Source organism: Rufibacter ruber, from assembly GCF_014138425.1.
In the GTDB taxonomy this organism is placed as follows: domain Bacteria; phylum Bacteroidota; class Bacteroidia; order Cytophagales; family Hymenobacteraceae; genus Nibribacter; species Nibribacter ruber_C.
The window spans coordinates 112991-138444 of record NZ_JACJIQ010000014.1 but is presented as its reverse complement, the minus strand read 5'-3'; the positions used below and the strand labels follow the sequence as shown (position 1 = coordinate 138444).

Genomic DNA, 25454 nt, shown 5'->3' with positions numbered 1-25454 from the left:
GGTCTACCATAGGAGGCTTTAAAGGTGCAGGTTTCTTTCAGAGAGCAATATCTACTTTTGTGCTGATTGGTTTGTAGCAATTCTGTAGCTATTGCTAAAACGAATGTAGTTACTACCTGCTGAAAGGCCCCCTCTGCTCTTCCTCCTTCTTTGGGGAGCAACAGCCCCGTTCCTGTTTTCGGCCTGTTTTTCAAAAAACAGGCCGAAAACAGGAGCTTAAACTGTTAAAGCTTAGGCAGAACTCCAGCTATCTATCTGTCCGGAATGAGGAAGCGGGCAGTCCTTCTCTGTTGTAGAGGTTGGCGCCTTCCGGGTTGTTGGCCCAGGCATACCTGACGGCTACCGGCTGGGGAACACGGTCACTCCAAACTTCTACCTGGTCTCCTTTGATGTGGGCAGTGGCCGCCACAAACGTACCGCTGGCCCCAGCCACCATAAACTGATTCAGTTCTCCGCCGCCTTTGGCCACCAGCCCACTCCCTGTATGCTCAAAAGAAAGCACCATCTTCTTGCCATCCTGCTTAACCGCTTTCAAAGTAGGCCCAGAAGCAACAACCTCAGTATTACCATACACCAGGGTTTGCGCCAACAGGGCCAACCGGTGCCCCACCTCTTTTTTGTTTCTGGGGTGTATGTCATTGGCTTCCCCAATATCATGGGTTACCGCCATGCCTGTGTTGGGCAGGGAAAGAGTTTGGGACTGGGCCTCCCGCAGGAGCGCCCAGGAGTCATCCCCTGGTTTTGCTTTGGGTAAGGCATAGTTGGCGAGCTGCACAAACAGAAACGGAAAATCTTTCTGCCCCCAGTGCGAGCGCCAGTCTTTGATTAGCGCCGGAAACAGTTGGGCATATTCTTTGCCTTTCCCCGCGTTTGCGTTGGCCTCCCCCTGGTACCAGATCACCCCTTTGATTGTGTAAGGGAGGAGCGGCGCCACCATGCCATTGTACAGGACTGACGGCTTTTTCTTCTCCCCATTTTCCTTTAATGGCCCGGCTGGGGCGCTTTTGGGAATAAGAGCCTGGTACTCCGGAAATTCTTGCAGCGCGTCTGCACTCATCCAGGCTTCTGCTGGCGTTCCTCCGTTAGAGGTGTGCAGCAGCCCAATGGGAACTTTATACTTTTCAAACAGCTCTCTGGCAAAGAAATACCCAACAGCGGTAAAACCCAGCACCGTCTCCGGATTCGCCTCCTGCCAGCCGGCTGACTCTACATCACGGGCAGGGGAATACGCCAAAGCATGTTTCACCAGAAAATGCCTAATCTGAGGATTGGCCGAACTTGCAATCTCCTGGCGGTACCGGTCTTGTACGGTTTTCATCTGAAACTGCATGTTAGACTGCCCGCTACACACCCAGACATCGCCCACCAGTATATCCTGAAGGGTGATGGTGTTGCGGCCTTTCACCACCATTGTGTAAGGTCCGCCGGCCGGGGTTGACGGCAGTTTCACCTGCCACTTCTGGTCAGCCCCGGCTTGGGTAGCAAAGGTTTTGCCGTTAAAGGTGAGGGCTACCTTCTCTTTTGCCTCTGCCCAACCCCATACAGTTATGGGCTGGTCCCGCTGCAGCACCATTCCGTTCCCAACAAGGCTGGGTAAGGTAACTTCTGCCTGCGCAGAAAAAGTTACCACAAAAATGCTACTCACAAGTGCTACCCACTGAAAGGCGGGAGCCACGTTAAGGTGTCTAAATTGAGTGGAGAACTTCATTATCACAACTATATAAGAAACCGTAAGAAGACAATATCAATATTGTGTTCAATCCTGATGCTTTCTATTTGCTCCCACCTCTGTGTGAAGAACTTTCTGTTTTGGACCTGTTTTTCAGAAAACAGGTCCAAAACAGAAGGCTGGCCGCGTTTAGTCCTGACAGCTATGCACCTTTCTTCCCTCACCAGCGGGTAGCTTTACAGGGGTACCCGCTGGAATAGGTGTTCCAAAGACGGGGTTCCCCTTCTTATCCCAGGTAAATTTCTGCAGCCTGATATCTCTGGCCCACCCGGGCTGGGTAGAGATCTTTGCGTGGTAGATAATCCAGTCTTCCGTGCCATCTGCCGAGGTGGTGAAACTGGGGTGCCCTACGCCAAACACCTGATCAGTACCCTGAAAGACCGGCCCGGTTTTGACCCAATTCTTAGGTTCCAGGGGGTTCAGCGTAGAGTCTGCCAAAGAAAGCTGGCCCAGCCTGTACTCTTTGAGCCAAGACTCCCGGGTGGAATAGATTATAAACACCTTCTTATTTTTCTTCAGGATCTGTGGCCCCTCCTGCAAATCTAGCGGCCCTCCCGTTTCCCAACTTTCTTCCGGTGAGGAAATTTTGACCCGGTTACTGCCAATGGTCCAGGGGTTATTCATGCGGGCCATGTACAGGTGCTGCCTGGTGGCATCTGTTTTCGCATTCTTCTGCCAGCCAGACCAGACGGCATATAAACTGCCGTTCAACGGCAGAATAGTCACATCAATGGCCCATACCGGCTCAGAGCCGGTGTACTGTAGGCTGTCACCGGTGTACAACATGCCTTTGTCTCTGTAGGGCCCAAACGGGTCCTGCCCTACAGACTCCAGCACACCAGAACGCTGGTGAATGAACGGCTTGCCGGGCGCCTTGGCCGCAGCATAGTAGATGTACCATTTACCGTTCAGAAAGTGTAATTCCGGGGCCCAGACACTGTAAGCATTCCATCCTTCTTCGGGGGCTTTCCAGACGGTTTTCCGTTCGCCTACCTGCGTAAGTTTATCTGATTTCGCCACGTAAATCCCGCCTTTCCCGGCCCCGCAGGAATAATAAAAGCCGTCTTTTTTGATAATCCAGGGATCAGCCCCCTTGGCTATAGGATTGGTAAAATATCCCTCAGTGGTTTGGGTAGTGCTGACCGATGTTACCGAACGGGGGGTACACCCAAACAGCGCCCCACCCAGAAGAAACAACAGATAATAAACTTGAGAAAGCTTTAATGGCATGACAGCGGTTATACAGACACCTATAGATGTTCCCTTTTTCTTTTTATCTGAATAGACTTATGATCCTTTCTCATCACCGTCTCAGAAGCCTACTATACACAAACATAAAGGTAGTACTCTAGATAACAGGTTCTTCAGCGTTCACTTCTGTTTTCCAGTTAGTAAGCAATTGTTGCAGCTCCCTCACTTTGTCTGGCATTTTTTCGGCCAGGTCTTTCTTCTCCCCCGGGTCTGCTTTGAGATTGTAGAGCTCTACCCGCGGTTTAGCGTAAAACTGGATGAGTTTGTAATCCCCCTTCCGGACGGCACTGGCCATTCTAGGTTTCCATTTACCCGTTTCTGAGGGATAATGCCAGTACAGCGTCTCCCGGTTGGGGGTTTGTCCTTTGGTAAGGAACGACGCTAAGCTCACCCCGTCCAGCTTGTAGCCGACGGGATTCTTCCCTTTGCCAAATTCTACAAACGTGGGGTAAAAGTCCATAGTGGTCACGGGCACGTCTGTTCTGGTGCCGGCTTTGATTTTACCGGGCAGGCGCATAATGAGAGGCTCTCTGATCCCCCCTTCATAGAGCCAGGTTTTATTCATGCGCAAACCACCGTTATTGGCCACGCTCCCGGCTCCGCCGTTATCTGAATAAAATACCAACAGCGTGTTGTTTGCCAGACCGGTTCTCTCCAGTTCCTGCATGATGGCCCCTACCCCTTGGTCTATGCTCTCCAACATGGCGGCCAGGTACGGGTTGTCCAGGTGCTTGGCTAAATGTTTGCCATCTGCCCCTTCTTTAGCACTTTCAAACAATTTATCTGCTTGCCCGGCACCGTACTTGGCGTCAAACTTGCGCTTGTATTTATCTACCAGTTCCTGCTTTGCCTCTAGTGCGGTGTGCACGCTATAGTATGAAAGGTACAGGAAGAAAGGCTTTTCCTTGTTACGCTGAATGAATTTTACAGCCTCCTCACTTTGTCTGTCTGTGAGGTACTCATTTTCTTTTCCGGTGGTAAAGGTGCTGATTTTGTCATAAGGGAAGAAGTAGTCCCCGTCTGCAATGTATTTGGTCTCAGTACCAATGACTTCATGAAAGCCGTGCTTTTTGGGGCCGCCAATAGACTCTTTGTAATTAGTATCCAGATGCCACTTGCCTACCAGCCCCGTGTGATACCCTGCCTGTGCCATTGCTTCATTGATGGTCACATATTTAGCCGGATCCAGCGCCCGGTCTGTCTGGGTACCCATAAAATCTGTAATTCTCACCCGCGCCGGAAACTGACCGGTAATTAGACTGGCACGGGTGGGGGAACACACCGGCGCGGCGGCGTAGGCGTTAGTAAACGTGATTCCTTGACTAGCCAGCTTATCTAGATGGGGGGTTTCATTGAAGGTGTTGCCATACGCGCCCAGCTCACCCCAGCCCAAGTCATCTGCCATGATGAATATAATATTGGGTTGGTCCGTCTGGACTACTGTTTCTGCATTTCCGGCATTGTTGCTGGAACCTGCCGTGGCAATTTTACTTTGGCATGCACTTGCTTGTAGCAGGCAGGCGGCTATGAAATATAAAAGCGGCTGTTTCATGAAATTCTATGGTTTTTAGCCATTGACAGGGGAGACAATTAAACTTATAAGAACAAGAAGCAATATTACTCCACCTCCCATTGGCTGACTAACACTATTGTAGCAAAAAATGGTAATTATGTGGTCTGAGACGTCTAGCTCCCTGTCTCAGCAATTCACAGGCTTGGATTCTGAGCTTGCCATAAACAACAGGCGATCATTACTGCAGCACTTTTTTCAAAAACGCGTTTTCAAACATGGTGCTATCCCTCCCCCCTTACTTCCACAAAAATTTAGATTGCCTAAGCACACCTTATTTTGCCAATTCTTTAAAAAGAAGTAATTTAAGGGTGGCTAATCTTTAATTTTACAAAATTTTAACACAAAGTTTTTGTTAAAATTAAACTAAGGAGCTAAACCGTTGTCTATACCGCACCCTTAGAACTCTATTACCGCCTCTCCCCTAACATGACGGGAGTTTGCCCATGTTTTGAAAGCGTCTGCGTACCTGAGAATACCTGCTTATGTTGTGCATTAAAAAGCTCCTTTTCACCCTTTGCTTATTTTTACCTGTTCCTTTTTTGCTTTCTACCCACGCCCAGGAGAGAATCCATTTCAGGAACTACTCTGTATCAGATGGGTTAAGCTCCAACACCGTCTGGGCCATCTCCCAAGATGCGCAAGGCTACATGTGGTTTGGCACCAAAGATGGGTTAAACCGCTTTGACGGGCACCAGTTCAAGTCTTTCAAGTTTGATAAGAAAAACACGGCTTCCTTGGGAAACAACTTCATCAGGGACATTCTCAACTTTGACGCCAATACTTGCTGGGTTGCCACAGAGCAGGGTGTCTTCCTATTAGACCTGGAGAAAGAAACATTTCAGCCCTTTGCCAAATTAGGACCGGTCATGGTCTATGACTTAGAACGTGACCAGAGGGGTAACATCTGGATTGCGACTGCAAACAAAGGCGTCTTTCAGTATAATACAGGTGAGGGTACGCTGGTGAATCTGGTTCACCAGAAAGGCAACCCCAATACTATCTCAGACAACCAGGTACGTAAAATAAAGGCCGGCAAGGATGGGAGCATCTGGATTGGCACTTTCAGCGGCTTAGACCGTTATACCCCCACCAATGGCACCTTCTCCCATTACTATGCCTCTACGGCCCCTACCTCCTTATCAAACAATAACATCATAGAACTCTATCAAGATGTAGACGGAATGCTCTGGCTAGGGACCCTTACGGGCGGCTTAAACAGACTAGATCCGGAGACAGGCATCTTTTCCCGTTTTCAAAAAGCAGGCCCTAATTCTATCAATGATAACATTGTACGCGCTATTTACCAGCCCCAGCCAGACCGGCTGTACATTGGCACTGAGAAAGGTCTTAATATTTTAGATACCAAAACCCTCACCTTTAAACACTTCTCTAACAAGAACAATGACCCCTTCAGCATTAGTGACAATGCGGTGTATTCAATTCTTGAGGATAGGGAGGGAGGAATTTGGCTGGGCACCTATTTTGGGGGAGTCAATTACTTCCACAGCAAAGACAACAACTTTGAGCTGTATTACCCCACTGGCGAGAAAAACATGCTTTCAGGCAACGCAGTGAGTGCTTTCCTGGAAGACAGCCCCGGAAAAATATGGATTGGCACTGAAGACGGCGGGCTTAATCTTTTTGACACAAACTCTAAAACGTTCTTACAATATCCGTTCTCACCCAAACAGGAGAATCTTACCTACCATAACATTCACACCCTCTACAAAGACAGACAAGGCAACCTCTGGATTGGCACCTTCTCTGGTGGCTTAAACGTGTATACTCCTAAAACTGGCAAGATTAAGAAATACAGGCACAATCCGGCAGATCCTCACACCATTAACAACAATACCGTTTACACCATTAACGAAGACAGCCAGGGCAAAATCTGGGTGGGTACGGTAGCGGGGGTAAGTATATACAACCCGGAGAAAGACAATTTTGACCGCATTACCTATACTACCCTCGCCAAGGCCTGTATCTATGACATCTATGATGATCACCGGGGCATGATCTGGTTCGCCACCTATAACTATGGAGTGGTGGGGCTAAACCAAAGCACCAGGCAATGGGTACACTATGGCAAATCAGAGAAACCGGGGGCAATCAGCTCCAACAGAGTCATCTCCATCTACGGTGATAAGAAAGGCAATTTATGGCTTGGTACTGAGGGAGGCGGCTTAAATTTCTTTGACCGTAAAACCAAGACTTTTCAGGTGTTTGATGAAGACAACGGGGTGAACAGTTCTGTCATCTACGGGGTACTTGAAGACAACAAAGGCCACTTATGGTTATCTACCAACAATGGCATTTTCAATTTCGACCCTAAAAACCAGCAGAGCATTAGGTACGGTAAATTTGACAAGCTGCAAAGCCGACAGTTCAACTACAAAGCGTATTTAAAAGCCTCTGATGGAAAGTTTTACCTGGGCGGAATCAACGGGTTCAATGTTTTTCACCCAGATAGTGTCAAAAGCGTGACCACCAGGAACAACGTGGTATTTACAAACCTACAGCTGTTCAACAAAGATGTGACCCTTAAAAACGAAGGCAGCCCACTCAAGAATCTGATCCATCATACCAAAGAGCTCACGCTCACCCATGACCAGTCTGTTATCAGTTTAGAATATGCGGCTTTAAGCTTTGTGGCACCGCAAAAGATACACTATGCCTTTAAAATGGAAGGCTTTGACAAAGACTGGAACTATGTAGAAGACCAGCGGAAAGCCACCTACACCAACTTACCGGCAGGAAGGTACAGGTTTCTGGTAAAAGCCACCAACAATGACGGTTCCTGGAACAACCAAGCCACCTCTATTCAACTTACCATTCTTCCGCCTTTCTATAAAACCACGGCAGCCTATATCTTATATGTATGCGTTGCCATAGGTTTATTCTGGGCAGCCCGGAATGCCGCCATCAAGCGGGCCAAAAAACGGGCCAAAGCACGATTGGAAAAGCTCAAGAACAAAGAGCAGAAAGCCTTTTACCGGCAGAAGATTGATTTCTTCACCACCATGGCACATGAAATCAGGACCCCGCTTTCTTTGATTACCGCTCCTCTGGAGAGCCTTATCCACTCGGGCAAAGGCGGGGCTGAGGTGCAGGACCAACTCAAGATTATGGATGAAAACTCTGACCGACTGCTCACCCTGGTCAACCAGCTGCTTGACTTCAGACGGATTGAAAGCCGGATTTACACCATCAATCTGGAGAAGATGGAACTGATCTCCATGGTGCGCTCCCTGTACGCCCAATTCACCCCAATCGCGCAGAAGCGCAACCTGCAATTCACCCTGAACACCAACATTAAGCGATTACAGGTAGAAGCTGACCCAGAGGCACTAACCAAAATTCTAAGTAACTTATTGAGCAATGCCTTTAAGTTTACCAGAACCCACGTACAGCTCCATATCAATGAACCCACTCATAACGAGGCCGGGCAACGGTTCTTCTCCATTAGTGTACAGGATGACGGTATTGGTATTCCCAAAGAGCAGCTGAGCAGTATCTTTAAAAAGTTCTTTAAGATTACTTCTGGCCAGCACCAGTACAGCAATCTGGGTGGTACAGGTATAGGTCTGGCCTTGGCCAAGTCGCTGGCGGTTAAACATGGCGGTGATTTGCAGGTAAAAAGCGAGGAAGGGGTGCAAACCACCTTTACGGTACTGCTGCCCCTCCAGGAATATGTACAGGCAGAAAGTTCTCCAACCGCTACCGTTTTAGAAGATGAAGCACCTAACGCAGAAGAGGTTGTATCTGCTCAAGAGACAAAAGGCCTTTCAACCATTCTATTGGTAGAAGATGATGCCTCGTTACGGGATTTCCTCTCTAAGAGCCTTCTCCTTGCAAACTACCGCTGCCTCACCGCCCAAAATGGAGTCCAGGCGCTGGAAATCCTGAAAGATGAGGAAGTAGACCTCATTGTTTCTGACTTGATGATGCCTGAGATGGATGGCATCACCTTGTGCCAAACGGTGAAGAATGACCTGGAATATAGCCATTTACCATTTGTACTGCTCACCGCCCAGGCCAACCCAGACGCTGAGATTGAAGGAATAGAGAGCGGTGCCGATTTCTACATAACCAAACCGTTCAAGTGGCGCCACATTTTGGCTGTCATCAAAAACCAACTAGAGGCCCAGGCCAAACTGAGGCAGAAGTTCTCCCAGCTGCCGTTTGTGGAACCCGCCACCCTCACTACCAATTCCCGTGACAATGTGTTTCTGCAGAAGATTGTGGAGGTCATTGAAGAACGTATTACAGACCCTAAGCTGTCTGTAGAGGAGCTGAGCCGCGAAATGGCCATGAGCCGTTCCTCCCTCCATAAAAAGCTCAAGTCGCTGACCGGTCAGGTACCCAACGAGTTCATCAGGATTGTACGGTTGAAAGAAGCTGCCAAACTGCTGCTGCAAAACCAGTATAACATCTCTGAAGTGGGCTATATGGTGGGCTTTAATTCGCACTCTTATTTCTCCAAATGCTTTGTTCAGCAGTTCAAAGTCACGCCAAGCGAGTTTCTGGAGAAGCACGTGGCAGAGCAGGTGGACCATCCTATTTCCTAACACCACTATTACCGGTTTCTGTTTCCGGCCTGTTTTCCAGAAAACAGGCCGGAAACAGAAACCGGATACAACACTCTTATTCTGTACACCAGCGCTCCAAACAGAACTTGTGTTTTCTCTACATCAGAGACATCAATTACAAGCCTTACTATTGCTGGAATAGCCTCTACTTCCTCTTGAGCCGGAGTAAATAGTGGATTCGCTTTCAATCAATTGAGTACACTTTTCGCCACATGGCGAAAAAAAAGTGGGATAAGTTGTAAAGAACGGGGAAGTGACGCACAAAATCTAAGTGCAACATAGCTCTTGGGAGAAGTGGCAATAGGAGCAATACGCTGCGGCATTTATCCTTCAAAAAACTGCTAATCTTCCGGGTAAAAGGTTGAGGAAGTAGAATGCGGCTTTCTGGTTGTACCAGGTATTGTCACCGGTGGTGTTCCTACCTTTACTGTAGCAGGAACAGTAAACGTCTGGTTAATTGGTTCCCCTTCCTCAGTGGCAGGCCCAAAAGGAGGAAACAATTTTATAACTCTAATTGCTTCCCTATCCACTTCTGGCAGGAATGATTTCACAATTTCTATCTTTCCTATTTTCCCAGTTCTATCTACCTGAAATTGCACAACGGAAGTTCCAGAGGAACCAGTTCTTGTGGCGGCAGCTGGCACTCTAAAGTTCCTGCCCCAAAACTCCCGCATCTTCTGTGGCCCACCAGGAAATTCAACAGGCGTGAAATGAGGAAAATAGCTTACCTCTGTTCCATCTTCTTTAAAACATTGTCCTTTATCTAGTTTGCCATTAATGAATTTCTCTCGGCGTCTAAGGTTTCCATTAGGATAATACCCTACTGCCTCCCCTTCCTTCATACCATTCACTTCTGAAAACCTGTAGTACACCTGCCCATTGTCATGCCACTTGGTTACGCTGGTTTCTTTGCCTTTCACTACCCTTTCTTCTTTCAGTTGCCCATTCTTGAACCACTCCTTGTATGGGGCTACCTTACGGTACCTGCCTTCCTTATTTTTCGCCGTAATATTTTCAGAATACTTCTCCCCCGTCACATAATAGGTAGTTTCTGTTCTTCGTTCATCAGGCGTTTCTGAAACATGAATGACTCTGTAGAAAAACGCATCTCCCTTTGGCGCTTTGAAAAAGGCACCATCTAAATAAACTGTGTCAGATTGGCTATAGGCCGAAAAACAGATGTAAAAAAAGAATAAAATAAACAGGCTTCGTTTCATTGAGATTTAATTTACCAGATAACTATAGAATATAGAGATAGTAAATCAAGGTAGCTTTTTCCTTCATAATCCGCAATGCTGTTTGCTGCAAATTGCTTGACAATAAGCCTATTAATACCTATTCGCTTTTACAAAAAAAAGATAATTCCTGTTTCCGACCTACTTTTCAGAAATGGGCCAGAAACAGGAAGTTTAATAAGACATCTTCAGTGAAGCTTATACAGTTTAAGTATTTAGGCTGAAGCTAAAACGAGAGGAGTTTTTTACTGCATTTCTCCAACCTTTTCTGTTTCTCACCTATTATTCAGAAAAGAGCCAGGAAACGGAAGCTGAACATTACTTCAGTTCTGCCACCACTACTTCCAACGGCGACAGGTTTATAATAGCTTTCCCGTTCTTCACGGCTACTTTTTCTTCTTTAACTTGATAGTCAAACTCGCTGCCGCTGATGCGCCAGACAGAACAAGAGGTAGCATTGCTTTTTGCTCTCGCTAATAGCACAGTCACAGGAGTAACTTTGTCAATTTTACTGCCACTCAAAACCACTGTTGCTTTGCCGTTGGCCGCAGTAGAAGCAAACGCCGCGAAATCACCTTTCACTTCAGTTGGCACCACCGCGCCTTTCAGGCTTTGGGACAATTTGCGGTGAATCTGGTACACCATGCTGGGTTGGGCCGTTTTTACATCTACCAAGGTGGGTTTCTTATAGGCCATGCGCATGGGCCAGAGCATGGCCAAATCGGTTTTCGCCTCCAGCATGGCCCCTACCATCTCGGTAAGTTCCAAATGAGAAGTGGCGTTGCGCTCCAGCACGTTGTACTCAGATAGGTTGAGCAGGTACTTTTTACCGGGGTACTTTTGGGCGAACAGCTCCCGCACCTCCAGCAGTTTTTTGGTGACCATGGGCAGTTGGTTCGCCCCGAAGTACCAGTGCACAATAATCATATCCACGTTCTTGCCGCAGATGCCGGCCACCGTTTCCCACCACTTCTGCTCGCCGGTGGTGATGGGTTTGATGGTATTTTCCTCATGGAATTTCTTGTAGGCATTGTAGCTTTCGCGGCTGGTGATGTTTTCGCGCATTTGCAGCACCCGGGGCAGCTGGCTTTCTTTGATGCGCTCTTTGGTCCCCACAAAATTTACGTCCCAGTGGCCGTTCACGCCCAGCACCACGTTGGGGTCTACCCGGCGCATGGAATCAGCGTACACGTTCACCAGATGGGCATATTCATCAGCCGACATCACCGGATGCCAGTACGTCTCGTTGCCAATTTCCCAGTATTTCACCTGATAGCCTTTCTTCTTGCAGTACCGGAGCCAGTTGGCCGCCTCATGGGCTCCGCCTGGTATGTCTTTCTTCACGGCCCAGCTTTCGGTGTTGAGCACCAGAGACGGAGTGGCACCTACTTTCTTGCATTGCGCCATGAATTCGTCAAAATCGGTTTCAGCGGGGCCACTCTCATAGGGGAACATGTTGGTGTTGTCCAGGGTGGCAGTCTGCCAGTGGAAGTTATCGGCCACGGTGCCTCCGGGGTAGCGCAGCACTTTCATGTTCACGTCTTTCAGGCGGGCCACAATCTTGCCATCGGCCAGGGCCGCATCATCATCTACCCAATACAGAAAGTTGGTGCCCCAGAAATCTGGGTGAATGGGGTGAAGGGGTTTCTGGGTTTGCACCACCACCTGGGCATTTGTGTTTTCCTGACCTGCTTTTTGCTGGGTTTTCGCTTGCAGAGCAGCCACTAAACCAACGAATATCAATACAATTTTTCTCATTCTAGAAATCGGGAACTGTGTAACGGGTACTAAGAATTTCCTGTTTTCGGCCTGTTTTCCGGAAAACAGGCCGAAAACAGGAAAACATCAACTGGGCAGGTTATTTTACTTTCTGGGGCTTCAGGTAGCCTAAAGACGTCAGGAAATCATCTGCGGCCTGCAGGGTTTTCTGGTAATATTCTTTGTCTTTCTTCTTGTAATTAAAAAACCCGTGCGGCTGGTTTTCATACAGAATCAGGTCACAGCGGGTGCCCACCGCCTCCAATTTCTGTTTGTACAACTGCGCGGTTTTCACCGGAATTAAGTGGTCTTTGGTACCCAACAGGACCAACGTAGGGGCCGCGCCTTTCCTGATGTTGTGCATAGGTGAAATCTCCTGGTATCTTTCCTTCACTCGCTCATAGCCATACCCGTCCGGACCGTTGTCAAACACGGGGTTGAACAGCACCAACACATTGGGCCTGGAGCTAACAGCTTTGTTTTCATTAGGTTCGTCCAGTTGCGTTAAATCAGCCGCCGCCGCCAAATGTCCGCCCGCCGAACCTCCGCTGGCGGCAATCCGATTCGGGTCTATGTTTAATCTTTGGCTGTTGGCGCGTACGTACCGCAGGGCAGACTTCGCATCATGCACGGCCTCAAACGGGCTGGTGTTGTGCCGCTTGGCCACCCGGTAATCGGCCAGCACGGCCACCATGCCCCGCCCCGCGAAATGCTTGGCCTGTTCCTCAAACTGGTCCATGGAGCCGCTGCTCCAGCCACCACCAAAGAAGAAAACAATGGTCGACAAGGGTTTGCTTTTCCCAGCGCCCTCGGGCGAATAAATTCTCAGTTTCAGTTGAACCGTGTCAATGGTTTTGTAGACCAACTCCTGCACCTGCAGGCCAGATGCGTTTGGCGCTTTCTGGGCAGAAACCGGGTTTGTCTGGAACAGGAACACCAAAACTCCTATGAGAGTGAGAAACGATTGCTTTACGCGCATATAAGTTCTTTGCTTAGGGAAAGAAGTTTTGCGTTTTCGGCCTGTTTTCCGAAAAACAGGCCGAAAACGCAAAACTTGATTTATCTGGAAATTTTTTACTTCACCTGCACCTTCACCTCTCCGCTCTTCAGGCCGTCGGCATTGGCTTTCAAAACAATCTCTCCGGGTTTATCAGTCGTTTGGACCATCACCAGACATTTGCCTTTGAACGCCTTGCGCTGCGGAATTTTCATAGACGCGAAGTCAATGATATCGCCGTTCTCTACGCCAATGATTTTGCCAGGGCCGGTGAGGGTAAACTTGACCAGGTTATCGGCTTCAGGCGCCAGGTTTCCTTGGGTATCAGTAATGTCTACTTCCATGTGAATGACGTCCCGCTTATTGGCGCGTGCCTGTTTTTTATCTGGGGTTACCCTAATGTTAGAAGCGGCGCCAGCAGTGGAGACTGACGTTTCTGCCACCACTTTACCGCCCTTGCGGGCGATGGCTTTCAAGGTGCCGGCTTGGTACGGCACTTGCCAGACAATCTGCAGGTCTTCCGGCATTTTCTGCTCCCCCAGAGACTTGCCGTTCAGGAAAAGCTCCACGGTTTCAGCGTTGGTATACGCCACCACAGGAATAGCCACGCCTTCTTTGCCGGGGTGCGTCCAGTGCGGCAACAGGTGCACCATGGGTTTCTTGGACCAAAGACTTTGGTAGAGGTAGTAATGGTCTTTGGGGAACCCGGCCAAATCCAGAATCCCGAAGTTGGCGGTACGGGCGGGCTGAATGGTGGCTTCACCCAGGTAGTCAAACCCCGTCCACCGGAATGTACCAATCAGGTAATCCAGGCTTTCGGTGCGTTTGTGCTGGTCACGCACGCCAATGCGCACAATGGCGTTGTCATAACTGGACTGGTAGAACTTTGAATTGTTCTGGAAGACTTCTTCCTGAGTTAAATCAGGAATCATGAACACTTTGCTTTTGAAGTTCTCCCATTTTACGCCGTCTTCCCACGGCGCGGGAAAATCACGGGTTCTATAAGAGGTTTTGGAAGCATACACCCCGCGCGTTTGCAACGAATGGGTGATTTCTGTGCCCAGCAATGGTTTGTCAGGGTGCTTCTGGTGGAATTTCTCCAAGGTTTCGGGCATTTCGCCTTCGCCGTTGAAACCGGGAATGTCAATATACGGCGAGCTGGAACCGCGGGCCTGGGTCACGGGGCGGGTGGTGTCCAGTTTCTTCAAAGCCTCTACCAATTCCCGCTGACGCTCGGGCTCAAACTCAGGCACCTCATTGCCAATGCTCCACATGACCACGCTGGGGTGGTTGCGGTCGCGTTTAATAAAATCAGCCAGGTCTTTCTGCCACCAGTCTTTAAAATAATGGCCGTAGTCATACTTCGCTTTGGGTTTGTCCCACCCGTCAAAAGCTTCGTCCAGCACCAGAAAGCCCATAGTGTCGGCCATGGTATAGAATTCCGGCGCGGCCGGATTGTGCGAGGTTCTGATGGCGTTGCAGCCCATTTCCTTAAGCAACTTGAGGCGGCGGTACAGCACATCTTCAGGCACGGCACTGCCCACGGGACCGCCGTCATGGTGGTTGCACACGCCGTTCAGTTTCATTTTCTGGCCGTTCAGCACAAAACCGTCTTTGGCATTCACTTCCACGGTTCTCACCCCGAAATAGGTGGTATATTCCTGCAGGGTTTGCTTGCCGTTCTGCAGCCGGTGCACTGCCTTGTAGCGTTGCGGCTTCTCTGGGCTCCAGAATTTAGGTTTGCTGATGGTGGCTTTTTGCGTGACCGTCCGTTGCCCGGGATTTAGGGTAAGTTGCTGTGAAACCTGGGTTACCTTCTTACCGCTTGGCTCTAGAATATCTGTGAGCAACGTGAGTTTTGTAGGCTGGCCGCTGGCATTCTCCAGGTCAATCTGCAGCTGCACCAGGGCTTGGTCTTTGGTCACTTGCGGGGTGGAAATGAACGTGCCCCAGGTAGGGATAAAGACATTTTGGGTCACGGCCAACCGCACGTGGCGGTAGATACCCGAGCCCGTGTACCAGCGGCTGCTGGGCAGTTTGCTGTTGTCAGCCCGCACGGCAATCACGTTCTGCCCATTTATCAGGTACGGCGAGAGGTCATACTGAAAGCTGATGTACCCGTACGGACGCTTGCCCAAATGATGTCCGTTCACCCACACGTCTGAGTTCATGTACACCCCGTCAAACTGAACGAACACTTTCTGGTCTTTGGCCGGTTTCCAATCAAAGGTTTTGCGGTACCAGCCAATGCCGCCGGGTAAATACGCCCCGCTCCACCCCGAAGGGTGGTTCAAGTCAAAGTCCTGCTCAATGCTGAAATCATGGGGTACATCTACTTTCCGCCATTGGCGGTCATCAAAGGTTTTCTCTTTGGCCGCGGGCACCTCCCCTAAATGGAACCGCCAGTCAAAATCAAAATCAATGGTTTTCTGGGTACCGGTTGCCCCGGGTTGTGCCGCCCTGGCGGGCGAAGTTCCCCAGAAACAGAAAAGCACAAAACAGGAAAAGATGAGCTGCAAAAACTTCATAGGTGAGAGAATACATTCTAAACCCAAACCTAAGCACCAAACAGGGTTTGTTCCTCTCATATAGGGTTGGTTTTTGTCTCACAACCGTGAAAACGCTTACACCAGGGCCTTTTCTGACGGGGCTCCCTCCTGTTTCATATAGTCGGTGGGGGTTACGCCGTATTCCTTCAGGAAGCTTTTGGTAAACTGCTTGGGGTTTTTGGAGCCTACCATGTACGCTACCTGTGACACATAAAACTTGCCTTCTTTCAGCAAGGCGGCAGCTTTTCTAAGGCGGGCCTTCTTGATAAAATCTGAGGGCGACTCGCTGAGCAGGTCCTCCATTTTGCGGTAGAGGGTGGCTCGGCTCATGCACATGCTCTCGGCCAGGAACTCAACGTTAAGGTCATGGTTGGCCATGTGGGTATCAATCAGTTCTACCACCTCATGAATGAACTTCTCATCTGGAGACTCCACCCGCGTTTCCTCCTGCTGGGTAATGGCCACTTTCCTGATGAACTTGTCTTTGAGAATTTCCCGGTTTTTAAGCAAGCCCACAATTCGCCACCGTAGCAACTCTGGGCTGAACGGCTTTTCAATGAAATCATCGGCGTTGTTTTTGAGGCAGAGGTATTTCTCGCTGGCTGAGCTTTTGCCCGTCAAAATAATCACCGGAATGTCATTCAGGTCAGGCGACTGCTTGATTCTCTTGAGCAGGGAAATACCATCTAGCAGCGGCATAGAGATATCACTGACCACCAAAGACACAGCTTCGGCCAGCAGCAATTGATAGGCTTCTTCGCCGTTCCCCGCCTCCAGCACATCAAATTCTTCTGCCAACGTTTCTCTTATCAACTGCCTTATTTCAGGCTCATCATCTACCACTACCACTTTAGGCTTGTCTTCTATGGCCAGGTTACCTTTGGGTTTCTGTTCTTTCTTAGCAGGCTGTTGCTGAGGCAGTTCCTCTACAATTGGCGTATTGGCCAGCGTTGGCCTGAGTTCAGTGAGAGAATAATGGTCTTTCTCGGCGGGGAAATAAAACGTGACGGTGGTATATTCATGCTGTCGGCTTTGAATGGAGAGCCAACCGTGGTGGCGCTTGACTAACCGCTGCACCAGGTTCAGTCCCAGCCCTACGCCCTCTTTCTCTTTGTTCTCCTGTACGTTTTTGGCGCGGTAGAAAAGCGAGGTGACGTTTTGCAGTTCTTCCTCCGGAATACCCATGCCCGTGTCCTTCACTTCGCAGCACACGTACGTGCCAGGTTCCCGGTCTTCGGCCTCTGGGCCTTCTATGGTAACAGATTTCAGCGTGATAGTGACGTTGGCCCCCGGCTCTGAATATTTGATGGCGTTGGAAAGCAGATTTAGAAGGATAATCTCTAACAGTTCCTTGTCAAAGAAAACCTCTCCGTTGTCTATGCCTGACTCAAAGGCAATGTCAATGTCGCGCACCAGAGCCAGCGGTTTCACCCGTTCACAGACATCGGCCACGTATTGGGTAATGTCTCCCTCCTCCACGCTCAAAATGAACTCCCCGGCCTCACTCTTCCGGATATTGATAATTTGCTCATTGATGCGTTTCAGGCGAAGGGCTTGCTCATACAGATTATGCAGAATGGCTTTGTTTACTTTTTTGCCGGTCAAAGCGGTTTCTAACGGACCCAGAATCAAGGTGAGGCGGTTCTTGATTTCATGCGACAAGTCAGAGAAGTACACCATTTGCTGGGTTTGCAGTTGCAGCACTTCGGCTTCTTCTTTGAGTTGGTTGTTCAGTTTGTACCACCTCCTCAGAAAATACAGTACCACCGCCACTACCAGCAACAGCACCACGGCATACACGGCATACGCCCACGGGCTGAACCAAAACGGCGGTTGCACCTCTACTTCAAAAGAGATGGGGTTGTCAAACCAGATGCCTTCGGCGTTAGAGCTTTTCACCTCAAACGTGTACTTACCCGCCGGAAGGTCCAGGTATTGAATCTCCCGCCCATTGGCGTCTGTGTACTGCCACTCCTGCTCCCAACCTTTCAGGCGGTAGGCGTACTTTACTTTTTCAGGCGAGGTAAAATCAAGGGTGGCGAAAGAGACCAAAAAACTATTGTGGTCATAAGGCAAACTGAAACTCCCTTTAGTGCGAATAGCGTTCAGATATTCCTGCTGTGCCTGGGCTGCCTCTTTTTCTTCACTCAGTATCTGGAATTCAGAAAATGCCAGCTGGGGAGCTTTGGTGGAATGCTTGTTGCCCGCGCTGAGGTTAAGCTGGTAAATACCATCTAAATTGGCGAAGTACAGGGTGTTGTTTTTCCCGCTCGCCACGGCGTTGAAAGAGAACTCTGGGTGCACAATGCCATCTTGTACGCCATAATGCTGGAAAGGCACCGGCTGGCCCGGCAAATATTTGGCTAATCCGTTTTGGGTGGAGACCCAGAGCGTTCCTTTTGCGTCTTCGCCGAAGGCGCACACTGAATTTGACGGCAAACCGTGCGCCGTGGTGAAGGACGTAAACCGGTCTTTCTGCGCATCATACACCTGCACTCCATGCCCCCGCGTAGCCACCCAAACGTTGCCGTTTTTATCTGGGTAAATGCTTACAATCCGGTCACTCTGCAAGCCGTTCTTGCCGGCGTGGTATTCCTGAATTTTCTTTGTGTGTGGGTTTGCTTTGATGAGGCCGTTGCCCCGGTACCCAATCCAGATGTTGCCCTGAAGGTCTTTTACCAGATTGAAGATATGGGTTACTTTGTTGGCCATCTTAGCTACCTGCTGGAAGAATGGGTCTGGTGCCTTGCCGTCTAGGGCGACCTGCAGAAGGCCGTTGTTCCAGGTCCCCAGCCACCAGTTGCCCGGCGATACCTCTAACATGGTCTGAATATCTGCACTGGTATATGGCAGCAATTCCAGGTGCTCTTGCTTGAAATCAGCGAGCGAAGCGCCTTTGTACTGGTAAAGCCTGTCCTCAATGTTGAGGAGGTAGTGTCCGCTTTTACCCTGTTCTATGTTCTTCACCCGCCCCTTCACCGGCATTTCTACCCGGCTAACGGTATTGGACTTCGGCTCAAACTGAAACAAACCGTCATTGTTGCTGATGGCCCAAAGCGTGCCCTGCCGGTCTGCGCTGAGCTTTACCACATGGTTGTTGACCGGAATATAGTTGGGGGTGGCCAGCTTGATTCTGGTAAAAGCGTATTCCTGCTTTTTGAGTTTGTACAAGCCATACAAGGTGCCCACCCAAATGTTCTGTTCCCGGTCTCCCAAGGTGCACAGCACGTTGTTGTCCTGAAAAAACGAAGCGGTTTTCTGAGGCTCTTTAAACCGTTGGTTCCAGGAAGAAATGGGTTCCCCCAGATAAAGGTGGTTGAAGGTGCCCGCTATAAGCTGGTTGTTCTGGAGCGACGTAATGCTGTTGACTTTCCCGAAACTTGCTTCCTGCGGCTCGCCTAATTTGTAGATTTTCAGGGTGGTAAGCTGCACTGCGTCTTTCTGCACCTGCGGCGAAACGGCCAAGAGCCCTTCGGTACGGGTGCCTACCCACAACACGCCTTTTTGGTCTGCGTAGATTTTGAGAACGGGGGCCGTGAGGCTGGTCTCAAACACCTTCTTCCGCTGGGCGTCTAAATAAAATACCCCATTCTCCGTCCCTAGCCATAAATTGCCTTGGGCGGTTTGGTAAAAACAGGTAATGCCGCGACCCATTTTCTGCACCACCGGGTCGGTTTTCCGGAAAAAAGGCTGCTGGGTTTCCTGGGCGGCGTCTACCGGGGAGATTTTGTACAGCAGGTGCTCGGCGTCTAGCGTGGTGACCCAAACGGCCCCGTCTGGTGCCACGGCCAGGTTCTGGATTCCTTCGCTTAACGCCAACTTAACTTGGTACGGGTGGGTTTGAATTACGCCTAGGCCGCTGCCAGTGGCAATCCAAATATTGCCTTTTTTGTCTTCGGCAATGTCTCTGATGGTGTTGTTGAGCAGGGTGTTCTTGCCGTTATGAGTAAGCGCGTACTCAGTAGTTTTGTGACCGTCATACTTGAACAGGCCCGAGTTGGTGCCCACCCAGAAATACCCTTTGCTGTCCTGGAAGATGCTCAGAATTGAATATTTGGGCAGCCACTTTTCCTCAGACAGTTCAGTATACAAATGACTGCTTACTCCCTGCGCCACCGCTACACAACCCCACAAGAAAAACAGCACTTTCAGGAACAGAAACTTCATAAGCTTAACAATGGGAAATTCAGGCGGGAACTGAGGCCATTATGTTAAGGAAAGTTACGTTTTATATGGGGAAAATCAAAAATTGGTAAGAAATGGTTACCAAACGGTAACATTCACGTCTTACATGCTAGAGCACGAATCCTCTGTTTTTGACCTGTTTTTCAGAAAACAGGTCAAAAACAGAGCCCCTCCATTGTGTTCACTTAAAGAAAATTTAGTACAGCTATATCCATTTGTGAACCTGTTTAGGCCAGAAAAAGAATCTATTGGTTATTGAGAATGGCTTTCCGTTTTGGGCCTGTTTTTCTGAAAACAGGCCGAAAACGGAAAAGCCTCTTAGTTGCTTAAGATTGTTGCAACACTTGCTTGCAATACGCCAGGCTTCGCCCTACTTCCTCTACAGGGTCACCTTCATACTCAAATTCTATGTTGGCCGGAATATTCCAGTTGTTGTCCCTGATGAGCTTCAAGACCTCTGCCAGGGGTGTGTCTCCTTCCCCAAACCGCGTTCTGGGTCCGTGGTTTTTCTTGCGGTCTTTCAGGTGTAGGCAGTAGATTTTGGCGTGGTGCTCTTTCAGGTAGGCTACCGGGTCAAAGTTGGCCGCCGTGAAATGCCCCAAATCCAGGTTAATGCCAATGTATTCAGAATTCCCGGCCATGCCCAGCGCAAACGATTCCGGTGTGGCAAACTCATTGGGGTCTTTGAGGTTGTCATGGTTGTGCATGCCCACCTTCATCTTGTATTTCCGGGCGAACGCGTCAATGCGGGGCATCACCTTCACCGTAGCCGACACCGTGAGCACCTCGGCCCCCAGCGCCTGGGCAATCCGGAAAGCCAGGTCAATTTCGCTGTCAGGCGTTCTGTCTTTGATAGAGGGGTTGTATGCCTGAATGGCAATGCCCGCTTGGGCGAATTTCTCTTTGATGCCCTTGATTTCGTCCATGCTCACGTTGGCGCGCCACTTCTTGAGGTTCTCCTGGTTTTCTTTGGCCTGCTCCGGGGTAAGGTTGCGGCGCCACTGGTGCTGGCGTGGCTCCACGTGGCCCACCCACAGTTCGCAGCTGGTGATGCCCAGTTGGTGCATGGCGGCAATGGCGGCGTCCAAATCCCGGTCTCTGAAACTGTAGGTCTGCACGCCAAGCACCACGCCCCGTTTTTTTCCTTCGGCCTTGGCCGATGAAGAAGAAGCACACCCGAACGGCAATATAGCCCCTGCCATTCCGGCCAAAGTCAATAGGCCCCACTCCCGCCTAGTCAATTTACGCGACATTACTTTTATGTTTTTGTAGAACGAATGTTATCCATTTAGCCCTCCCTTCTACTCTTCTCCACCTAATGCGTTTTTGACCTCTTTTTCAGAAAACAGCCCGAAAACGCAAGCAAACGTCAAAGCGACTTTTTTCTTTTCCAGCGGAATTTTCCCCCGCTAGTTCACGCAGTTTACCTTGCCGCTTGCGCTTAAAAAGTTATGGTCTGGTCTTTTCTTTCGCTTTCACTGATGCCAACAGGGTCTGCAGTTCCTTTAAAGTGGCAGGATTGGCTTGGGCCACGTTCTGCTTTTCAGCCACGTCTTTTTTGAGGTGGTAGAGTTGCGGCTGTGGGTTATTGCCCAGTTCAGTGTTGGTGTTCTTGTTCATGGTTGGGCCGCTGCTGGGTTCAATGTACTTCCAATCACCGCGCACAATAGACAGGGTGTTGTTCAAAGACTGCTGCACCACGTACTCGCGCCCGATTTTTGCCTTGCCCAACAGCGTCTGCAATTGGTTGTGGCTGTCTGGGGCATCTTGGGTGGCTAATTTCTGGCCCGTCAGGCTGGCAAACGAGGCGTACAAATCCACTTGGCTGAACAGAGAATTGGAGACGCCAGGGCTGATTTTACTCGGCCACCGCACCAGGAACGGCACGCGGGTGCCTGCTTCAAACGCGCTGTATTTGCCGCCCCGCATCGGTCCGGAAGGCGTATGTTTGCCCAGTTTCTCTACCGCCTGGTCTACGTACCCATCATCTACCACGGGCCCGTTGTCACTGGTGAAAATCAGAATAGTGTTTTTGGCCAGATTGAGCCGGTCCAGCGCGTTCATGATTTCGCCCACGGTCCAGTCCAGCTGCAGAATGGCGTCGCCGCGCGGGCCCATGCCGCTCTTGCCCGCAAACCTTGAGTGCGGCAGCCGCGGCACGTGAATGTCATGCGTAGCGAAGTACAGGAAGAACGGCTGCTTCTGGTTTTGGTCAATGAATTTCACGGCGCGGTTGGTGAACACGTCGGCCATGTCCTCGTCAATCCAGCGGGCTTTGTTACCGCCGGTCATGTAGCCAATGCGGCTCACGCCGTTCACAATGGTGTTGTCATGCCCGTGCGAATACTTCATTTTCAGCAGCTCGGGGTTTTCTTTGCCGGTGGGGTCGTTGCCAATCTTGTCTTTGTAGCTTACCTGAATAGGATCGGCGGGGTCCAGGTCCACAATGCGGTAGTTTTCCAGGTACACGCAGGGCACACGGTCGGCGGTGGCAGGCATCAGGAACGAGTAGTTGAACCCAATTTCCAGCGGACCCGGCTTTACGTCAGTGTTCCAGTCCGGCCCACCCTTCGGCCCCAGGCCGAGGTGCCATTTGCCCACCACCCCGGTTTTATAGCCCGCTGATTGCAGCATATCTGGCAGGGTTCGCATATCTTGGGGGATGATGAGCGCGGCATCACCGGGGGCAATGCCTGTGTCTTGCTTTCGCCAGGCATACTTGCCTGTGAGCATGGAGAACCGAGAAGGCGTGCACGTGGCCGAGGTGGCGTACGCCTGGGTAAACCGCAGCCCCTGCGCGGCCAGCTTGTCAATGTTGGGGGTTTTCACCTGGGTAGCCCCATTGCAGCTGATATCACCGTAGCCCAAATCATCTGTGTAGATGAGGATGATGTTGGGTTTCTGCTGGGCCTGTGCGGCCGATGTTGTCCCGAATAAAAACAGGACACCGGCTACAAGCCGAAGAGCGTGAAGGGCTGAGACTGAATAGAAGTGTTTCATTCTGAATTGTATTTACACTTGTGGTAATGGCGCTGACTGATTGTAGAGCTGCTTTTCCTATTAGCAGTATTTCATGGAGCTAGCCTCTGCTTTTCTATTTTCGGCCTGTTTTCTAAAAAATAGCCCGAAAACGCAAATTCTCTAAAGCGATTCTGTCTTCTTTTGAAAACTGATGCATTTCTAATTCTCAAAAAAAGTTGCTCCTGCCGCTCTCCCCTGCTCTTCGGGTTTTACAATCCGGAAGCAACTAAGGTGGGGATTTGTAATCCCCGTATCTGCTTCTAAGCTGCAAACCCGCAGATTAAAAATCCGCTGAGGACTCAAGCTTGGGATTACAAATCCCGAACAGCAAACGCATTCCGTCCCCCTTTGAAGGGGGTAGGGGGATGATTACTCGTGCTGATGTACTCGTGCAGATTTACGCATTCACGAGAATCAGTTTTTCATTTCATTTAGCTAAAGCAGACGGTTCTTCTACTGCCTTGGTCATCCCCCTACCCCCTTCAAAGGGGGACTATATGCGTAAACTTTCCCTAAGCATCTATTCTCCTTCAAAGCAGGCAGTTACCGTCTACTAGACTTTTCCGTTTTTGGCCTACTTTTCAGAAAGCAGGCCAAAAACGGAAAAAATCTGCCTTTAATCACTGGTCTTTTCCCCGGCCTGGTACAGCGCGGAATAAGGCAGCACGCCGCAGTTGATTAAGATAGAACGCAGGTAGAACTTATGCTTGTTGCCGCTCTTTCCTTCCAGCAGCGCCTGAAGTTCAGGGGCAATGGGCTTGGCTTCGGCACCTACGTTTTGCAGGCACGCCGCCGCCGGTCCGAAATTGTCTTTCACTTGCTGGAGCAGAAAATCAAGCCCTTGCTTTTTGTTTCCGGCATAGACCATGGCTTCAGCCAGGAGACTTTTCACTTCCGGGATTACCTCAGCTTGCCCCATCACGGCGGTGGCTTTGGCGGGCCAGGATTTCAGCTGTCCGGTTTTGGCTAGACCACAGATGCCGCTGGCGCCCCAGTATTGCACTACCGGGTCTTTGTCAGCTAGGTAATCGGTGAGGGTTTTCAGGTTGGCAGGGTTCCTTAAAGAAGCTGTTTCGGCGGCGCCGATTTGCTTGTCTACGTCAATGTTGTTTTTTCTTACCACGTTAAACAGCGGCCCCTGTTCCTGCAAAGTTTTGCGGTATTCCCTCGGCATAAAGCCTAAGTCTTTCTGCTGGCGCACCTCACGCTGTAATTCGGCTTTGAGTTCATTGAAAATTTTGCTGTAGGCTTTGTCCTGGGCCAGGTTCTTGGTTTCCAGGGAGTCTTTCTGCAGGTCATACAGCTCAAAGGTCTCAACCGGTACCCAGAATGCTTTATGCAGCGGGCTCAGTTTGGTTTTCATGTTGGCCACGTCCCAGGCTTGCTGCGCGGGCATTTGCCACTGGTAATCTTGCCGGGTGCCGTTGGGGTACGCGCTCTGGTAGTTCCAGATGAGTTTGTACTGGCCGTTGGTGATGCCGCGCGACGGCGCGAAACTATCGCCTTGGTTCGCCCGGAAGGCGAAGGTGTATTTTCTGGTATTCTCGGGTTTGTTCGCGTCTGGGCCTAAGAACGGTTTGCCCACCAGAAAGTCCGGAGCCTTCACCCCTGCCAGATTCAAGACTGTGGCCGAGAAGTCTACAAACGACACCTGCCGGTTGCTCACCGATGGCACCGCAGTGTTGGCCAGGTGCTGCCATTTTTTGGGGAAGTACACAATCAACGGCACGCGGGTGCCGCTTTCATACACGTAGGCCTTGCCGCGAGGTACGGTGCCGCCGTGGTCAGCGTAGAAAAAGATGATGGTGTTTTCGGCCTCGCCGCTTTTCTCCAGTTCAGCCAATTTTTCGCCCATCCATTTGTCCATGAGCATGACGGCGTCCATGTTCCAGGCGATGTCATTGCGTACCTCGGGTAAATCAGGCACGTAGCCCGGTACCGGAACTTTGTCCATGGGCACGGTGCGCTGGTCGCGACCTTGTACGTTGCGGGTGGCTACGCGCACCATGTGGGTGATGCCGCAGTTGAACACCGAGAAAAACGGCTGACTTTTGTCTGGCCGCTTGGTGTAGCTGGCTTTGTTGCTGGACTCGTGCCACACGTCTTCGGGCGTTTTTTTGTCGTTGTAATCTTTCTTGGCGTTGTTAGAGGTGTAGTATCCGGCCTCGCGCAGGTACTTGGGGAAATAAAACGCAGCCGGAACCGGACGGCCTTCGCGGTGAATGTCTGTGCCCAGGCTCACGGCGTATTTCCCGGAAATCAAGGTGGAGCGTGCCGGTGAACACTGCGGCCCATTTGACCGGGCCTGCGTATACCTGATGCCTTGCGCCGCCAGTTTGTCTAAGTTAGGGGTTTTGACCAGTTTGTTCCCGTAGCTGCTCAAGTAAGGACTCATGTCTTCGGTGACCAGCCACAGAATATTGGGCCGGTCTTGGGCGAAGCCATGGAATGCGAAGAGAACCAGCGCAAACAGGGAAAAGAATTTCTTCATAAAGGTTGAAAAAGACGTCTAGTAATGTACAAGCAAAGGCGAGCGCTTTACGCCCGTTGGCAGGTAAGCCCTTTGA

General features: G+C 50.2%; 12 protein-coding genes. 1 reads left to right on the top strand and 11 read right to left on the bottom strand.

The annotated features are described in order from the left end of the window. Positions 1–247: 247 nt before the first annotated feature. The 3 genes from FHS90_RS16020 to FHS90_RS16010 all read right to left on the bottom strand — a co-directional run bounded on the left by FHS90_RS16020 (position 248) and on the right by FHS90_RS16010 (position 4532). Positions 248–1645: a sialate O-acetylesterase gene (locus FHS90_RS16020; RefSeq protein WP_343049743.1), complete on the bottom strand. Its 1398-nt coding sequence runs from the start codon at positions 1643–1645 to the stop codon at positions 248–250. Positions 1646–1858: 213 nt separating this feature from the next. Further along, positions 1859–2959, bottom strand: a complete 1101-nt coding sequence (locus FHS90_RS16015; protein ID WP_182513792.1) for a glycoside hydrolase family 43 protein — start codon at positions 2957–2959, stop codon at positions 1859–1861. 118 nt (positions 2960–3077) lie between these two features. Next, positions 3078–4532 carry a sulfatase gene (locus tag FHS90_RS16010; RefSeq protein ID WP_182513791.1) on the bottom strand — a complete coding sequence of 485 codons (1455 nt, stop codon included), beginning with the start codon at positions 4530–4532 and terminating at the stop codon, positions 3078–3080. Positions 4533–5092: 560 nt separating this feature from the next. Here FHS90_RS16010 and FHS90_RS16005 point away from each other — a divergent pair. Then, positions 5093–9121 carry a hybrid sensor histidine kinase/response regulator transcription factor gene (locus FHS90_RS16005; protein ID WP_182513790.1) on the top strand — a complete coding sequence of 1343 codons (4029 nt, stop codon included), beginning with the start codon at positions 5093–5095 and terminating at the stop codon, positions 9119–9121. A gap of 362 nt (positions 9122–9483) precedes the next feature. On the opposite strand, the gene FHS90_RS16000 is transcribed toward FHS90_RS16005, so the two are convergent. From FHS90_RS16000 to FHS90_RS15965, 8 genes are all read right to left on the bottom strand, one after another. Continuing rightward, positions 9484–10359: an energy transducer TonB gene (locus FHS90_RS16000; protein WP_182513789.1), complete on the bottom strand. Its 876-nt coding sequence runs from the start codon at positions 10357–10359 to the stop codon at positions 9484–9486. Positions 10360–10695: 336 nt separating this feature from the next. Then, positions 10696–12135, bottom strand: coding sequence for an alpha-L-arabinofuranosidase family protein (locus FHS90_RS15995; RefSeq protein ID WP_182513788.1), 1440 nt, complete (start codon positions 12133–12135; stop codon positions 10696–10698). 100 nt (positions 12136–12235) lie between these two features. After that, positions 12236–13114: an alpha/beta hydrolase gene (locus FHS90_RS15990; protein WP_182513787.1), complete on the bottom strand. Its 879-nt coding sequence runs from the start codon at positions 13112–13114 to the stop codon at positions 12236–12238. 95 nt (positions 13115–13209) lie between these two features. Then, a complete protein-coding gene (locus FHS90_RS15985; protein WP_220483087.1) occupies positions 13210–15660 on the bottom strand; it encodes a glycoside hydrolase family 2 TIM barrel-domain containing protein in 2451 nt (816 codons plus the stop codon). Positions 15661–15756: 96 nt separating this feature from the next. Beyond that, on the bottom strand, positions 15757–19848 hold the full coding sequence (locus FHS90_RS15980) for a hybrid sensor histidine kinase/response regulator transcription factor (protein WP_182513785.1): 4092 nt from the start codon (positions 19846–19848) through the stop codon (positions 15757–15759). A 344-nt stretch (positions 19849–20192) separates the two neighbouring features. Continuing rightward, positions 20193–21119: a sugar phosphate isomerase/epimerase family protein gene (locus tag FHS90_RS15975; protein WP_182513784.1), complete on the bottom strand. Its 927-nt coding sequence runs from the start codon at positions 21117–21119 to the stop codon at positions 20193–20195. 196 nt (positions 21120–21315) lie between these two features. Then, entirely contained in the window at positions 21316–22866 is a 1551-nt protein-coding gene (locus FHS90_RS15970; RefSeq protein WP_182513783.1) for a sulfatase family protein, read from the bottom strand. A 637-nt stretch (positions 22867–23503) separates the two neighbouring features. After that, a complete protein-coding gene (locus tag FHS90_RS15965) occupies positions 23504–25378 on the bottom strand; it encodes a sulfatase family protein (RefSeq protein ID WP_182513782.1) in 1875 nt (624 codons plus the stop codon). Positions 25379–25454 lie beyond the last annotated feature (76 nt).